The sequence below is a fragment of the Streptomyces spirodelae genome (assembly GCF_017676385.1).
Lineage (GTDB): Bacteria > Actinomycetota > Actinomycetes > Streptomycetales > Streptomycetaceae > Streptomyces > Streptomyces spirodelae.
Genome location: NZ_JAFFZN010000029.1, coordinates 66,450 through 81,617, shown reverse-complemented (window position 1 = coordinate 81,617; position 15,168 = coordinate 66,450). Strand labels below are relative to the sequence as shown.

13 protein-coding genes are annotated in these 15,168 nt (G+C 72.0%); 10 read left to right on the top strand and 3 right to left on the bottom strand.

The genetic code is table 11. The features are described 5' to 3' along the window. The first annotated feature begins 83 nt into the window (after positions 1 to 83). From JW592_RS26555 to mutM, 5 genes are all read left to right on the top strand, one after another. Positions 84 to 1,247: a F0F1 ATP synthase subunit B family protein gene (locus tag JW592_RS26555; RefSeq protein WP_209267767.1), complete on the top strand. Its 1,164-nt coding sequence runs from the start codon at positions 84 to 86 to the stop codon at positions 1,245 to 1,247. 200 nt (positions 1,248 to 1,447) lie between these two features. Then, entirely contained in the window at positions 1,448 to 2,014 is a 567-nt protein-coding gene (locus JW592_RS26550; protein ID WP_229376915.1) for a YceD family protein, read from the top strand. Between the two features lie 2 nt (positions 2,015 to 2,016). Next, the gene (rpmF, locus tag JW592_RS26545) at positions 2,017 to 2,190 is read left to right on the top strand and encodes a 50S ribosomal protein L32 (protein WP_016470089.1); all 174 of its coding nucleotides are present in this window, start codon (positions 2,017 to 2,019) and stop codon (positions 2,188 to 2,190) included. 19 nt (positions 2,191 to 2,209) lie between these two features. After that, complete coding sequence (rnc, locus tag JW592_RS26540; RefSeq protein WP_209267798.1) at positions 2,210 to 3,184, top strand: ribonuclease III; 975 nt, start codon at positions 2,210 to 2,212, stop codon at positions 3,182 to 3,184. Between the two features lie 117 nt (positions 3,185 to 3,301). Then, entirely contained in the window at positions 3,302 to 4,162 is an 861-nt protein-coding gene (mutM, locus tag JW592_RS26535) for a bifunctional DNA-formamidopyrimidine glycosylase/DNA-(apurinic or apyrimidinic site) lyase (protein ID WP_209267765.1), read from the top strand. Positions 4,163 to 4,171: 9 nt separating this feature from the next. Here the strand turns inward: mutM and JW592_RS26530 are convergent, their stop codons facing one another. Then, positions 4,172 to 5,065, bottom strand: a complete 894-nt coding sequence (locus JW592_RS26530) for a CAP domain-containing protein (protein WP_209267764.1) — start codon at positions 5,063 to 5,065, stop codon at positions 4,172 to 4,174. Positions 5,066 to 5,316: 251 nt separating this feature from the next. On the opposite strand from JW592_RS26530, the gene JW592_RS26525 reads away from it, so the two are divergent. The 4 genes from JW592_RS26525 (at position 5,317) to JW592_RS26510 (ending at position 11,745) form a co-directional block, all read left to right on the top strand. Further along, positions 5,317 to 5,607, top strand: a complete 291-nt coding sequence (locus JW592_RS26525; protein WP_209267797.1) for an acylphosphatase — start codon at positions 5,317 to 5,319, stop codon at positions 5,605 to 5,607. Between the two features lie 311 nt (positions 5,608 to 5,918). Then, positions 5,919 to 6,125: a hypothetical protein gene (locus JW592_RS26520; protein ID WP_209267763.1), complete on the top strand. Its 207-nt coding sequence runs from the start codon at positions 5,919 to 5,921 to the stop codon at positions 6,123 to 6,125. Between the two features lie 322 nt (positions 6,126 to 6,447). Beyond that, positions 6,448 to 10,074 carry a chromosome segregation protein SMC gene (gene smc / locus JW592_RS26515; RefSeq protein ID WP_209267762.1) on the top strand — a complete coding sequence of 1,209 codons (3,627 nt, stop codon included), beginning with the start codon at positions 6,448 to 6,450 and terminating at the stop codon, positions 10,072 to 10,074. 237 nt (positions 10,075 to 10,311) lie between these two features. After that, positions 10,312 to 11,745 (top strand): sugar porter family MFS transporter, encoded by a 1,434-nt coding sequence (locus JW592_RS26510; RefSeq protein ID WP_209267761.1) that lies wholly within the window; start codon positions 10,312 to 10,314, stop codon positions 11,743 to 11,745. A 96-nt stretch (positions 11,746 to 11,841) separates the two neighbouring features. On the opposite strand, the gene JW592_RS26505 is transcribed toward JW592_RS26510, so the two are convergent. Further along, entirely contained in the window at positions 11,842 to 12,861 is a 1,020-nt protein-coding gene (locus tag JW592_RS26505) for an LLM class flavin-dependent oxidoreductase (RefSeq protein WP_307805557.1), read from the bottom strand. 108 nt (positions 12,862 to 12,969) lie between these two features. Here JW592_RS26505 and ftsY point away from each other — a divergent pair, with 108 nt between their 5' ends. After that, positions 12,970 to 14,196 (top strand): signal recognition particle-docking protein FtsY, encoded by a 1,227-nt coding sequence (gene ftsY, locus JW592_RS26500; protein WP_209267759.1) that lies wholly within the window; start codon positions 12,970 to 12,972, stop codon positions 14,194 to 14,196. Between the two features lie 193 nt (positions 14,197 to 14,389). Here ftsY and JW592_RS26495 read toward each other — a convergent pair whose 3' ends face one another. Next, complete coding sequence (locus JW592_RS26495) at positions 14,390 to 15,094, bottom strand: bifunctional DNA primase/polymerase (protein ID WP_209267758.1); 705 nt, start codon at positions 15,092 to 15,094, stop codon at positions 14,390 to 14,392. Positions 15,095 to 15,168 lie beyond the last annotated feature (74 nt).

Below are 15,168 nucleotides of genomic sequence, written 5' to 3'. Positions count from 1 at the left end.
TCCGGCGACTGTGACCTGCCCGGATTCGCCGGTTTCGGGCAAGGAGTAACGGGCCCGCGCCCACTGGCCGTACAGTCGCCTGCGTGGACGTACAGCAGAAACTCGACGAGATCGTGGCGACCGTCGACGGCGCGCGCTCGATGCCCATGTCCGCCTCCTGCGTGGTCAACCGGGCCGAGCTGCTCGGCATGCTCGAGGAAGTGCGCCAGGCGCTGCCCGGCTCGCTCGCCGAGGCCCGCGAGGTGATCGGCGGCCGTGAGCAGGTCGTGGCCGGGGCGCACCAGGAGGCGCAGCGCATCATCGAGGCGGCTCAGGCCGAGCGCGCCGCGCTGGTGTCCGGCACGGAGGTGGCCCGCCGTGCCCAGGAGGAGGCCGACCGCATCCTGGGCGAGGCCCGCCGGGAGGCGGGCCAGATCCGCGCCGAGGCGGACGACTACGTCGACAGCAAGCTGGCCAACTTCGAGGCGGTGCTCTCCAAGACCATCGGCTCGATCGAACGCGGCAGGGAGAAGCTGCTGGGCAGCGGGCCCGGGGCCGAGGAGTGGCACGAGGAGTACGCGCACGAGGCCCCCGAGCGCACCGGCGACCCCCGCGAGCTGCAGCGCCGTGCTGACAGCTACGTCGAGGCGCGGCTCGGTTCCGTCGCGGCTGTGCTCGCCAAGACGCTGGAGGCGGTGGGGCGCGGCCGGCTCAAGCTGCACGGCCATGACCCCGTGGACGAGCTGGCGGCGCACATGGCCGCGCAGGACGGCGCCGAGAACCACACCGGGCACACCAGCGACGCCGACTACCTCGCCGGGCTCGCAACCGCCGACCCGGCGGCGCAGCCGGCGCAGGAACAGCAGCTCCCGCAGCCGCCCGCCCAGCCGCCCCAGGCCCCGCACATCCCGCCGCAGCCGCAAGGGCAGCCGGTCGCCGCCGACCCCTACTACGGGCAGCAGCAGATGCCGTACGACGGCGGTCAGCAGCACCACGGCCCGTACGCGTACGCCCAGCAGGCCCAGCAGGAGGCGTACTACGCACCCCAGCAGCACGATCCGTACGGCTACGGCCAGCAGCAGGACGGGTACTACCCGCAGCAGCAACAGCAGCACTACCAGCCGCAGCCCGAGCACCAGCACCAGCCCCAGCACCACTCGCAGCATCAGCCGCAGGCGCAGCTCGACGAGACCAGCCTCTTCGACACCAGCATGATCGACATCGACCAGCTCAGGGCGTACGAGCAGCGGCACGGCCAGGGCGGCTGACCCCCGGGCCCGGTGCGGGGCGGCACCGCGGGCGCGGATTGGGTCATGGGGGAGCCGTCAAGTATCCTGTCTCTTCGGCCGTGAGTACGTGCGCGGCCCCGGCCCCACCCCGTAGAAAGCAGGAAGCCCTGAAATCCCCCCTCGACCACCGTGCTCCTCTCGTGTTCGACACGCGCGAGCTGGGGCGGCGTCCTGGTGCGATGAAGCGGCTCACCCGCGAGGTGGAGTCCCCCGGCGATCTTGGTGTGGAGTTCATCAAGGTTCCCGACGGGGCGACGATCGAGCTGGACCTCCGCCTGGAGTCGGTCATGGAAGGGGTGCTCGTCACGGGCACCGCCCGTGCGCCGCTGACAGGGGAGTGCGTAAGGTGTCTGGAGCCGCTCGACCAGAGGGTCGAAGCGGACTTCCAGGAGATGTTCTCCTACCCCGAGGCCGACGACCGGGGCCGCCCTGTGGCGGAGCCCGCTGACGGCGAGGGGGCCGAGGGGGAAGAGGACACCCTCTTCCTCGAGGGCGACCTGTTCGACCTCGAACCCGTGCTGCGTGACGCGGTGGTGCTCGCACTGCCGCTGCAGCCGGTGTGCCGCGAGGACTGTCCAGGGCTGTGCCCCGAGTGCGGGGCCCGGCTGGCGGACGATCCTGACCACGGGCACGAAGACGCCGTCGACATCAGGTGGGCGGCACTGCAGGGACTCGCCGAGACCATGACGGACGGCGAGAAGGACAACGAGCCCCGCACCGACGGGGATGACTCACAGGAGAAGTAGCCGTGGCTGTTCCGAAGCGGAAGATGTCGCGCAGCAACACGCGCCACCGCCGGTCGCAGTGGAAGGCTGCGGTCCCCACCCTGGTGAAGTGCGAGCGCTGCCGCGAGCCCAAGCAGCAGCACATCGCGTGCCCGAGCTGCGGCACCTACAACAAGCGCCAGGTCCTCGAGGTCTGATCGGCTGGTGACAGGCTCAATGTCCAACGCCGGCACTCCTCAGAACCCCGCTCCCGGGAAGGGAGGAGATTCTGCGGAGCTGGTGGACGCGGCCTCGTCCCACGCGATTCTGGAAGGGCGGCTCGGTTACCAACTGGAGTCCGCCCTTCTGGTGCGTGCGCTGACGCACCGCAGTTACGCGTACGAGAACGGCGGGCTGCCCACCAACGAGCGCTTGGAGTTCCTCGGTGACTCCGTCCTCGGACTCGTCGTCACCGACACCCTCTACCGTATGCATCCGGACCTTCCGGAGGGCCAGCTCGCCAAGCTGCGGGCCGCGGTGGTCAATTCGCGCGCCCTCGCGGGCGTGGCCCGGGGTCTCGACCTGGGCGCCTTCATCCGCCTCGGCAGGGGCGAGGAGGGCACCGGCGGCCGGGACAAGGCGTCGATCCTCGCCGACACCCTGGAGGCGGTCATCGGCGCCGTCTATCTCGACCAGGGCCTGGAGGCGGCGTCCGAACTGGTGCACCGCCTCTTCGACCCGCTCATCGAGCGCTCCTCCAACCTCGGCGCCGGCCTGGACTGGAAGACCAGCCTCCAGGAGCTGACGGCCGCCGAGGGACTCGGCGTACCGGAATATCTGGTCTCCGAGACGGGCCCGGACCACGAGAAGACCTTCACGGCTGCTGCCCGCGTCGGTGGTGTCGCGTACGGCACCGGCACAGGACGCAGCAAGAAGGAGGCGGAGCAGCAGGCAGCCGAGGCCGCCTGGCGCGCGATCACGGCCCGCAGCGAGGCCGCGGCCAAGAGCGCCCAGGACGCCAAGGGCACTGCCGCCGAGAAGGGCGCCGCTGTCGACAAGGGCGCTCCCGCCGAGAAGGGCGAGTCGGCGGGCGCGGACAAGGGCGTGCCGGCTGCCAAGAGCGGTGGCTCGGCACCGTCCGTGCCGGACACCCAGCGGAGCGAGCCGGCGGAGCCCACCGAACCCACCGAGGGCACCACCGCCTCCCGCTGACCGCGCCCGCACCACACGTTCCGAGCGCCGACCGCGCCGCTCGCACCGGCCGCCCCTCCCGGGCGGCCGGTGGTGTTCCCGGCCCCGGATGCGGGGCCCTGCCAGACGAGGAGTCCCGTGCCCGAGCTGCCGGAAGTCGAGGTCGTACGCCGCGGCCTCGAACGCTGGGCAGGCGGCCGCACCATCGCCGCCGCCGAAGTGCTCCACCCCCGTGCCATCCGCCGCCACACCGCCGGACCGCTGGACTTCACCGCGCGGCTGGCGGGCCGCCGGATCGCCGCGGCCAGGCGCCGGGGCAAGTATCTGTGGCTGCCCGTCGACGACGGCTCCCACGCACTCCTCGCCCACCTCGGGATGAGCGGGCAGCTGCTCATACAGCCGCCCGGCACCCCCGATGAGCGGCATCTGCGCGTACGGTTCACCTTCGAGGACGCGGACGGCGGCGAGCTGCGCTTCGTCGACCAGCGCACCTTCGGCGGCCTCTCCCTCCACCCGGCCGCCGAGGACGGGCTGCCCGATGTGCTCGCGCACATCGCCCGCGACCCCCTCGACCCCGACTTCGACGAGGCCGCCTTCCACGCGGCCCTGCGCCGCCGCCGTACGACGATCAAGCGCGCGCTGCTGGACCAGTCGCTGATCAGCGGCGTCGGCAACATCTACGCCGACGAGGCGCTGTGGCGCTCCCGGCTGCACTACGACCGCCCCACGGCCACCCTGACCCGGGCGCGGACCACCGAGCTGATCGGGCACGTACGGGACGTGATGACCGCAGCACTCGCCCAGGGGGGCACCAGCTTCGACAGCCTCTATGTGAACGTCAACGGCGAGTCCGGCTACTTCGAGCGCTCACTGGACGCCTACGGCCGCCAGGACGAGCCCTGCAGGCGCTGCGGCACCGCGATGCGGCGCAGCGCCTGGATGAACCGCTCCAGCTACTTCTGCCCCCGCTGCCAGCGCGCCCCCCGCGCCAGGGCCTGAGCCGCACTCTCAGAAGCCGAAGTCCTGGGTCCACCAGGGGCCGCCCTCGGCGAAGTGGGCACCGACGCCCAGGGTGCGGTAGTCGCAGTTGAGTATGTTGGCCCGGTGGCCTGGGCTGTGCATCCACGAGTCCATGACCGAACGGGCGTTGGCCTGGCCGCGCGCTATGTTCTCGCCGCCCAGGTCGCTGATGCCCGCGGCCTCGGCCCGGGCCCAGGGGCTCTTGCCGTCGGGTGAGGTGTGCGAGAAGAAGCCGCGCCGAGCCATGTCTTCGCTGTACTCGCCGGCCAGCCCGGTGAGCCGGCGGTCCGCCTTGAGCGGCCGGCAGCCCGCCTTGGCCCGTTCCTGGTTCACCAGTGCGAGGACCTCGCTCTCGGCGGCGGCCTCCTGATCGGCCGCTGCGGTGCTGCCGCCCGCCGCCTTGCCCGGCCCGGCCTTGGTGTCGTCGTCCGAGCGGGAGCCGCGCCCCTTGCCGCGCGGGCGCTCGGGGGTCTTCGACGGCTGCGTCGAGGGAGTGGCCTCCGGCTTCCCGCTGGGACGGGCGCGGTCCCGGGTGGGCGTCGGCCGGGGGCTGCGGTCGCGCCCGTCGTCGTGGCCGGGGGCCGTGGTGGCGGCCGGGTCGGAGGGGGTGCCGGTCAGCGGCGGGGAGGCGGGTTCGTCGGTGCCGTCGGCCTGTACCCGGCCGTCCCGTGGGCCGCCGAGCCCGCCGGGCGCGGGTATCAGCCCGGAGGCCACGGCCACGGTGCCCATCGCGAGGGCCGCTGAGGCCCCCAGCAGGCCGGTCCGTACCGGGGCCGCCGCGCGTCTGCGGCGTCTGCCCGCATGGTGCCGGGGCGCGGGCTGCGGCTCGGCGGGCTCCGGTGCGGTGGCAGGAGTGGGGGTAGCGCGTCGATGGCGGCCCATCTGTGCTGTCCTCACATTGCTCGGCGGTACGGCGGCACTGTCGCTTCCCCCTTCACCCCCGGGTGTGAGCGAGGTGTGAAGAGAGTTGCCGGGCAATGTACGGCATCCCCACGGGGCCTGATGTGTCCGCTCGGGAATTGTCCGGATAGCGTGCACCTATGGCTGCCATCAACCCGACCGAGCGCACGGACGGCACACCGCGCGAGAAGTTGAGTGAACAACGCGGCGAACAGCTGCCCGAACGGCCTGCCCTGGCACGGCCCGACGAGCCCGCGCGGCTGACCGCCTGGGTACGGGGCGAGGTGCAGGGGGTCGGCTTCCGCTGGTTCACCCGGGCGGCGGCACTGCGGATCGGCCGCCTCGTCGGCTTCGCGCTCAACCTCGGTGACGGCCGCGTCCAGATCGTCGCCGAGGGCACCAGGGCGGACTGCGAGCGGCTGCTGGAGTGGCTGCGCGGTGACGACACGCCCGGACACGTGGACGGCGTCACCGAGATCTGGGACACACCCCGTGGGGGGTACCGCGGCTTCGCGATCCGTTGATCCAATACGGTTGCCATTCCCGCCGTACCGTGCAAAGCTGCGGCAACGAGTGAGCACCGTGGATCTTCCATCAACCCTCGCGGACAGCCTTCTCCGGCGCCGGACGCCGTCGAGTCGAGGCAGGCCCGGGGGGCGTGACGTGTGATCGTGTTGACCGTCAAACCATTTGGTGAGATCCTGAAACCCCGCGCACCTGAGCTGTTTGATCCAGAGAACCTTTAGCAAAAGTCCAGAACAGACCCTCAACGGTGCGAATCCCTCACGACCCACCAAACCCACGGTCGGTCACTCAGTGTGGAGGACCATCCATCATGGCAAAGGCGCTTCTCGGTCACGTCGGCGGCTACGACCCCCGGGTGCTCGCCGAGATGCGACGGCTGCAGCAGCGTGTGCAGGACCTGGAATCCGAACTCGTACGGATGCAGGCCGAGAACGACGCTCTGTCCGCCGCCGCTCGGAACCGCGACTCGGTGTTCGAAGACATCGACGTGAAGACGGCCGAGCCTGCGCTGACCTGATCCACGCCCGCCGGGCAGGACGGGCTGAGCAGGACAGCCGTACTCAGAAATCTCAAGGGACGCTCCGGCGTCCCTTAGTTTTTGCCCACCGGCCGTCCGCCGGTGTGGGGTCTGTGCTCGTCAGGGTGCGTCTCGTTACGTCTCATCTGCCCTGGCCCCCTCCCGGTGAAACCCCTGCACGAACACGCGCTGGAACCCCTGCGCGAACAGCGGGTGAACCCTCCGCGCCGATAACGGGTCACAAGGGGGCGGAAAACCCGGCGCGGGACTCCGGGGCCGTCGGCGCGACATCCCCGGGCCAACCTCGGTAAGGTCCGGACGCGTGCACCTCAAGAGCCTGACACTGCGGGGGTTCAAGTCCTTCGCCTCCGCCACGACGCTGCGCTTCGAGCCCGGCATCACCTGCGTCGTCGGCCCCAACGGCTCGGGCAAGTCCAACGTGGTCGACGCCCTCTCCTGGGTGATGGGCGAGCAGGGCGCCAAGTCGCTGCGCGGCGGCAAGATGGAGGACGTCATCTTCGCCGGGACCACCGGGCGCCCGCCGCTGGGCCGGGCCGAGGTCTCGCTGACCATCGACAACTCCGACGGCGCGCTGCCCATCGAGTACTCGGAGGTCACCCTCACCCGGATCATGTTCCGCAACGGGGGCAGCGAGTACCAGATCAACGGTGACACCTGCCGGCTCCTCGACGTCCAGGAGTTGCTCTCCGACTCCGGCATCGGCCGCGAGATGCACGTCATCGTCGGCCAGGGCCAGCTCGACGGGGTGCTGCACGCCGACCCGACCGGACGCCGCGCCTTCATCGAGGAGGCGGCCGGCGTCCTCAAGCACCGCAAGCGCAAGGAGAAGGCGCTGCGGAAGCTGGACGCCATGCAGGCGAACCTGGCCCGCGTCCAGGACCTCACCGACGAGCTGCGCCGCCAGCTCAAGCCGCTCGGCCGGCAGGCGGCTGTGGCCCGTAAGGCCCAGGTCATCCAGGCGGACCTGCGGGACGCCCGGCTGCGGCTGCTCGCCGACGACCTGGTCTCGCTGCGCGAGGCGCTGCGCACCGAGGTGGCCGACGAGGCCGAACTCAAGCAGCGCAAACAGGCCGCCGAGGCGGAGCTGAAGGAGGCGCTGCGCCGCGAGGCCGACCTCGAGCAGCAGGTCCGCACCCTCACGCCCCGGCTGGAGCGCGCCCAGCAGACCTGGTACGAGCTCTCCCGGCTGGCCGAGCGGGTGCGCGGCACCATCGGCCTGGCCGACCAGCGCGTCCAGCACGCCGCCGCGCCCCAGCCGGAGGAGCGCAGGGGGCGCGACCCGGAGGAGATGGAACGCGAGGCGGCCCGCGTCCGCGAACAGGAGGCCGAGCTGGAGGCCGCACTGGAGGCCGCCACCACGGCACTGGACGAGACGGTCGCACACCGCGCCGAGCTGGAGCGCCGGCTGGAGCAGGAGGAGCGCCGCCTGCGGGACGAGGCGCGGGCGCTCGCCGAGCGACGCGAGGGGCTCGAACGTCTGCGCGGCAAGGCGGGGGCTGCGCGCAGCCGTGTCGCCTCGGCCCAGGCCGAGATCGACCGCCTGGCCACCGCACGTGACGACGCCCTTCACCGCGCCGAGCAGGCAGCGGCGGAGTACGAGGCGCTGCGCGGCGAGGTCGAAGGGCTCGACGAGGGCGACGAGCAGCTCGCCGACCGCCACGAGCACGCCAAGCGCGAACTGGCCGAGGCCGAGGCGGAGTTCGGCTCAGCCCGCGAAGCGCTCACCGAGGCCGAACGCGACCGCGCGGCGACCGCGGCCCGCCATGACACCCTCGCCCTCAACCTCCGCCGCAAGGACGGCACGGCGGCACTGCTGGCCGCCAAGGACCGCCTCACCGGGCTGCTCGGCCCCGCGGCCGAGCTGTTGACGGTGACCTCCGGGTACGAGCTGCCGATAGCGGCCGCGTTGGGGGCGGCTGCCGACGCGGTCGCGGTCACCGATGTGTCCACGGCGGCCGAGGCGCTGCGCCTGCTGCGCAAGGAGGACGGCGGCCGCGCGACGCTGCTGGTGGCGAACGAGGCGGGTGGGCCGTCGTTCCGCCCGGCCGCGCCTTCCGGACCGGGGCCCGGTGAGGAAGGGGCCGCACCCGCCGACGGCAACGGCCCCGCGTCCGCGCACGGCACACCGGCCGTCTCGCTGGTGGCCGCGCCGGAACAGCTCCGCGCCACCCTCGCGTACCTGCTCGGGAACACGGTGGTGGTCGGCACCCTGGAGGCCGCCGAGGAGCTCGTCAGGCGCCACCCCGGGTACCAGGCGGTCACCGCCGAGGGCGACCTCCTCTCAGCACACCGCGCCAGCGGCGGTTCGGAGGGGGCGCCCTCCCTGCTGGAGGCCCAGGCGGCCGTGGACGAGGCGGCAGCACAGCTCACCGAGCTGGAGACCCGCTGCGAACGGCTGAGGGAAGCCCAGGCCGAGGCCAAGGAGGCCCGCCGGGCGGCGGCGGCCCGGGTGGAGGACCTGGCCCGGCAGCGCAGCAGCGCGGAGCGCGAGAAGTCCAAGGTCGCCGGGAGGGTCGGCACCCTCGCCGGCCAGGCGCGGGCGGCGCGAGGAGAGGCCGAACGCGCGGCCGCGGCCGTCGGCAAGGCGGAGGAAGCCCTCGCGAAGGCGCGCCAGGAGGCCGAAGAGCTGGCCGAGAGCCTCGCCACCGCGGAAGAGTCCCAGGAGCGGGAAGGGAGCGACGACCCCGACACCTCCGCCCGCGACCGCCTCGCCGCCGACGGCGCCAACGCGCGCCAGACCGAGATGGAGGCGCGCCTCCAGGTCCGTACGCACGAGGAGCGCGTCAAGGCCATCGCGGGCCGCGCCGACGCGCTCGACCGGGGCGCCCGTGCCGAGCGCGAGGTCCGGGCACGGGCCGAGGAACGCTGGGCGCGGCTGCGCCACGAGGCCGAGGTCGCACAGGCCGTTGCCGACGGTGCCCGGCAGCTGCTCGCCTGTGTCGAGGCATCGCTGGAGCGGGCGGGGGAGGAGCGCGAGAGCATCGAGCGGGCCAAGGCCGAGCGCGAGCAGACGCTGGCCGAGGAGCGCACAGCGGTCCGGGCCCTCAAGGAGGAACTGGACAAGCTCACCGACTCGGTGCACCGGGGCGAGGTGCTCGGCGCGGAGAAGCGGATGCGCATCGAGCAGCTGGAGACCAAGGCCCTGGAGGAACTGGGCGTCGAGCCGGAGGGACTGGTCCGGGACTACGGGCCAGAACAACTGGTGCCGCCGTCCCCGCCCGCCGAGGGCGAGGAGCTGCCCGAAGACCCCGAGCACCCGCGCAACAAACCGGTGCCGTTCGTCCGCGCCGAGCAGGAGAAGCGGCTCAAGGCGGCCGAGCGTGCCTACCAGAAGCTGGGGAAGGTCAACCCGCTGGCCCTGGAGGAGTTCGCGGCGCTGGAGGAGCGGCACCAGTTCCTCAGCGAGCAGCTGGAGGACCTGAAGAAGACGCGTGCCGACCTCCTCCAGGTCGTCAAGGAGGTCGACGAGCGGGTCGAGCAGGTCTTCACGGAGGCGTACCACGACACCGCGCGCGAGTTCGAGGGCGTCTTCTCGCGGCTCTTCCCGGGCGGTGAGGGGCGGCTGGTGCTCACCGACCCCGACGACATGCTGGCCACGGGCGTCGACGTGGAGGCCCGGCCGCCGGGCAAGAAGGTCAAGCGGCTCTCGCTGCTCTCCGGCGGTGAGCGGTCGCTGACGGCGGTCGCGCTGCTGGTGTCGATCTTCAAGGCGCGGCCCAGCCCGTTCTATGTGATGGACGAGGTCGAGGCGGCGCTGGACGACACCAACCTCCAGCGGCTCATCCGGATCATGGAGGAGCTCAAGGACAGCTCGCAGCTGATCGTGATCACCCATCAGAAGCGCACCATGGAGGTCGCCGACGCGCTCTACGGCGTCTCCATGCAGGGCGACGGTGTCTCCAAGGTGATCAGCCAGCGGCTCTCCTGAAACGGTCGGGAACCGTCAGAAAGCGGTCGCTTCATTTCAGAAGTCGAACGATGATCGCTTCTTGTGTGCTCTGATTCGCAGAAGCCGACCTATTGACTTCATGAATTGAAGATTTACAGTCTGAGAAGCCGCCGTTAAGCAGGAGGCCAGCGCGCTACCTCCGCGCAGGCCCGTCTTCGACCTTTGACGGTGGTGTCCCCGCCCGGCACCGTTGCCGGGGTACCTCAGGAGTAGATCTTGACCAGCACAGCGCAGGAAGCGCCGCAGTCGCGGCCAGGCACGGGAGCGCACACCGCGCCCCTCGGCCGTGTCGTCTTCATCACCGCCGCAGCCGCCATGGGCGGCTTTCTCTTCGGCTACGACAGCTCAGTCATCAACGGAGCGGTGGAGGCGATCCGCGGCCGCTTCGACGTCGGCTCAGCCATGCTGGCGCAGGTCATCGCCGCCGCGCTCATCGGCAGCGCCATCGGCGCCGCCATCGCCGGACGCATAGCCGACCGCATAGGCCGGATCCAGGTCATGCGGGTGGCCGCCGTCCTGTTCATCGTCAGCGCCGTCGGCTCGGCCCTGCCCTTCGCGCTGTGGGACCTGGCGATGTGGCGGGTGCTGGGCGGTATCGCCATCGGTATGGCCTCCGTCATCGGCCCGGCCTATATCGCCGAGGTCTCCCCGCCCGCCTACCGCGGCCGCCTCGCCTCCTTCCAGCAGGGCGCGATCGTGCTGGGCATCGCCGTCTCGCAGCTCGTCAACTGGGCGATCCTCAACCTCGCCGACGGCAAGCAGCGCGGTGACGTCGCCGGCCTGGAGGCCTGGCAGTGGATGCTCGGCATCATGGTGATCCCCGCGGTCGGGTACTTCCTGCTCTCCTTCTCCATCCCCGAGTCGCCGCGCTTCCTGATCTCCGTCGGCCGTCGCGACAGGGCCCGCGAGGTGCTGGCCGGCGTCGAGGGCGAGCACGAGGGCCTCGATGTGCGGATCGGTGAGATCGAGACCGCGATGCGCAGCGAGCACAAGTCCACCTTCCGGGACCTGCTGGGTGGACGCTTCGGCCTGCTGCCCATCGTCTGGGTCGGCATCGGGCTGTCGGTCTTCCAGCAGCTCGTCGGCATCAACGTGGTCTTCTACTACTCCTCGACGCTGTGGCAGTCGGTGGGTATCAACCCCGAGAGCTCGTTCTTCTACTCCTTCACGACCTCCATCGTGAACATCATCGGCACCGTCATCGCCATGATCTTCGTCGACCGCGTCGGCCGGAAGCCGCTGGCGCTGATCGGCTCGGTCGGTATGACCCTCTCGCTGGCCTCCGTCGCCTGGGCGTTCTCCGCCAAGACCGGCTCCGGCGACAACGTCTCGCTGCCGGACGCACAGGGCGTGGTCGCCCTGGTCGGTGCGCACACCTTCACCCTCTTCTTCGCCCTCTCCTGGGGTGTCGTCGTCTGGGTGCTGCTCGGCGAGATCTTCCCGAACAAGATCCGCGCCGCCGCGCTCGGTGTCGCCGCCTCCGCGCAGTGGGTCGCCAACTGGGTCATCACGGCCAGCTTCCCCAGCCTGTCGGAGTGGAACCTGTCCGCCACCTACGTCGGCTACACGATCTTCGCCCTGCTCTCGATTCCGTTCATCCTCAAGTGGGTGCCGGAGCCGAAGGGCAAGGCGTTGGAGGAGATGGGCTAAGCCCCCGCCGCCCACTCCTCGTACGGCGCTGCCCCGGCTCCTTCGCCAGGAGCCGGGGCAGCGGGCTGTCCGGGCACTGGCAGGGCGGGCAGACGGTCACTCCTCGATCTCCTTCAGATGTGGCATGACCTGCTCCACCAGCAGCCGCAGCGACCGCCGTCCCTCCTGGGCCGGCATCCCGCCGCACAGCGGATGCAGCAGGATCTGCCGTGCCCCGGCCGGTTGCCGCTCCACCATCGACAGGCACTCCCCGGGGGTGAGGAAGCGGTAGACGCCCTCCGCGCGCAGCTCGGCCACGGTGGTGGCGCGCGCCCGCATCACGGAGTGCACATCCGGCGTCTGCCAGGAGGCGTACTGCCGCGCCTCGTACAGAAAGCGGTCACCCAGCTCCTCCCACGCCCGGTCCGGGTCCTCGGTCAGATGGACGGCGGGCAGCTCGGGCGGTGGCATCAGACACAGCGGAGCGCCGCCCGCCGCCGCACAGCGCTCCTCGTAGTAGCGGGCGAGCTCGGGCAGGTGCGCGGGCAGGAAGAGGGGCAGACCCAGCCGTGCGGCGCGGCGCGCGGCGGGCCGCGAGCTGCCGCCGACGAACAGCGGCGGATGCGGACGGCTGTGCGGGCGCGGGGTGACGCGTACCGTACGGCCCCGGTAGCTGAACGGCTCTCCACTCCAGGCTGCCAGCAGTGTCTCCAGCACCTCGTCCTGCAGGGCGCCGCGTCGCGAGAAGTCCAGCCCGAGCGCTTCGTACTCCTCGGGCCGGTAGCCGATTCCGGCCACCGTGACCAGCCGGCCGCCCCCGGCCAGGTCCAGCACCGCGATGTCCTCGGCCAGTCGCAGCGGGTCGTACAGCGGCGCCAGAATCGCGCAGGCCGTCACCAGTGTGCTGCGGGTGCGGCCCAGCAGGGCGCCCGCGAACGCGAGCGGCGCCGGGAGCCAGCCGTCCGGCGAGCCGTGGTGCTCCTCGACGATGAGAGACGTCACACCGTGCTCGTCGGCGTAGCCCGCCAGCTCCAGGGCCGCCCGGTAGCGGTCCACCGGCCGCTCGGCCGAATCCCGGCCACCCGGCGGCTGTTCGGGCTGGACGAGGTTGAAGCGGACATTGGTCGTCACGGTCACGAGGACCTCCATCCGGCAGACGGCAACGGTGAGTGCCGGACCGTAGCCCAGCGCGCGCGAAGAGGGAATGGCGGTGAAGCGTTGACGGTGGCCGATACTGGAGCGGCTATGGAAATCGTCATCCTTGTAGTAGTCATCGCTGTGATCGCGCTCGCCGCGATCAGCGGGCTCGTGGTCACCGGCCGCAGGAAGAAGGCGGCCGAGGCCCAGCAGCCCGACACCTCCGAGAGCACCACCCGGACCCCCACCCGCACCGCGGAACCGAAGGTCGGAGAGGAGGCGGAGGCGCCGCCCGAAGGGGCCCGCCGCACGATCGAGGAGGTCGGCCTTCCCGAGGCCGAGGAGGCGGAGGCGCCGGCCACCGCCGAGGCGGCGACGGCCGCGCCCGAGATCGAGACGCCGGCACCGACGGCGGGCCGCCTGGTGCGGCTGCGCGACCGGCTCTCCCGCTCCCAGAACTCCCTCGGCAAGGGCCTGCTGACCCTGCTGTCCCGAGAGCACCTGGACGAGGAGACCTGGGAGGAGGTCGAGGACACCCTGCTGACCGCCGACGTCGGCGTCGGCCCCACCCAGGAACTGGTGGAGCGGCTGCGCGAGCGCGTCAAGGTGCTGGGCACCCGCACCCCCGAGGAGCTGCGCGGCCTGCTGCGCGAGGAGCTGCTCCAGCTGGTCGGCACCGACCTGGACCGCACGGTGCACACCGAGACCCAGGGTGCCGTCGACCGGCCCGGCGTGGTGCTGGTCGTCGGCGTCAACGGCACCGGCAAGACCACCACCACAGGCAAGCTCGCCCGGGTGCTGGTGGCCGACGGCAAGTCGGTGGTGCTCGGCGCGGCCGACACCTTCCGCGCCGCCGCTGCCGACCAGCTGGAGACCTGGGGCACGCGGGTCGGCGCCCGTACGGTGCGCGGCCCCGAGGGCGGTGACCCCGCCTCGGTCGCGTTCGACGCGGTCAAGCAGGGTACCGAGGCAGGTGCCGACGTGGTGCTGGTCGACACGGCGGGCCGGCTGCACACCAAGGCCGGCCTGATGGACGAGCTCGGCAAGGTCAAGCGCGTCGTGGAGAAGCAGGGCCCGGTGGACGAGGTGCTGCTGGTGCTGGACGCCACAACGGGCCAGAACGGCCTGGTGCAGGCCAGGGTGTTCGCCGAGGTCGTGGACATCAGCGGCATCGTGCTCACCAAGCTGGACGGCACCGCCAAGGGCGGCATCGTCGTCGCCGTCCAGCGCGAGCTCGGCGTCCCGGTCAAGCTCGTGGGCCTGGGCGAGGGCGCCGATGATCTGGCGCCGTTCGAGGCGGAGGCTTTCGTGGACGCGCTGGTCCGCGAGGGCTGAGCGCGCACGGCAGCAGTTCCCGCGCCCCGCCAGGGGCGCGGGAACTGCTCCCCGAGCCTTCGGCCGGGAGGTGCCCCCACAGCCACAGCACACCCGCAGACCGCACGCCCCGGCCGGGGCAGCCTCTTACCGGCACTGGAGCTGCGGGGCAAGCCGGGCCCCCGCTAAGGGCCGTCGGCTCTGGCCGTCGGCGTCATCCACGGGCCGTGGCGCCGGCCCGCTGGCACACGTACGCCAGCGTGCCCAGCAGCAGGCGGGCCTGCGGGGGGCGGCCCGCGGCCTCCAGCGTCGGCGGGCGCAGCCAGCGCACCGGGCCCAGACCGGCGAGGTCGGACGGCGGCGCCGTGATGTGCTCGCCCTCGCCCCTGCCGCGCAGGTCGAGATCGGCGTCGTCCCAGCCCATCCGGTAGAGCAGTTCGGGAAGCTCGGCGGCCGCGCCCGGGGCGACCAGGAACCACGCCCGGCCGTGCGGCGTGGCCGCGACCGGACCGAGCGGCACGCCCATGCGCTCCAGCCGTACCAGCGCGCACTGTCCGGCGCGCTCGGCGACCTCGATCACGTCGAAGGCGCGGCCCGTGGGGAGCAGCATGGCGGCACCGGGGACCGCGGACCAGGCGCGGGTGGCCTCATCGAGGGTGGCGCCCGCGGGCACTTCGAGCGAGGCGTCGAGCGGGTGGTCGCCGGGGGAGGGGCAGGCACGCGCACCGCAGGAGCAGGCGACGCGGCCGCCCGAGCGGGTGGCCCGGGCGCCGGGGATCACGTCCCAGCCCCACAGGCTCGTGTACTCCGCGACAGTGGTGCACACCTGGGCGCGTTCGCGCCTGCGTGCGCCGGGCCGCAGCTCGCGGATCTCGCGGATGCCGCTGAGACCGCTGATGGCGCCGATCGTGAAGCCCATGCTCACTCCAACGGGTCCCGAATGCTTATGGTTACGGCGACGTTGCACACAGTGACGGTCGGACTCCTGGGTGA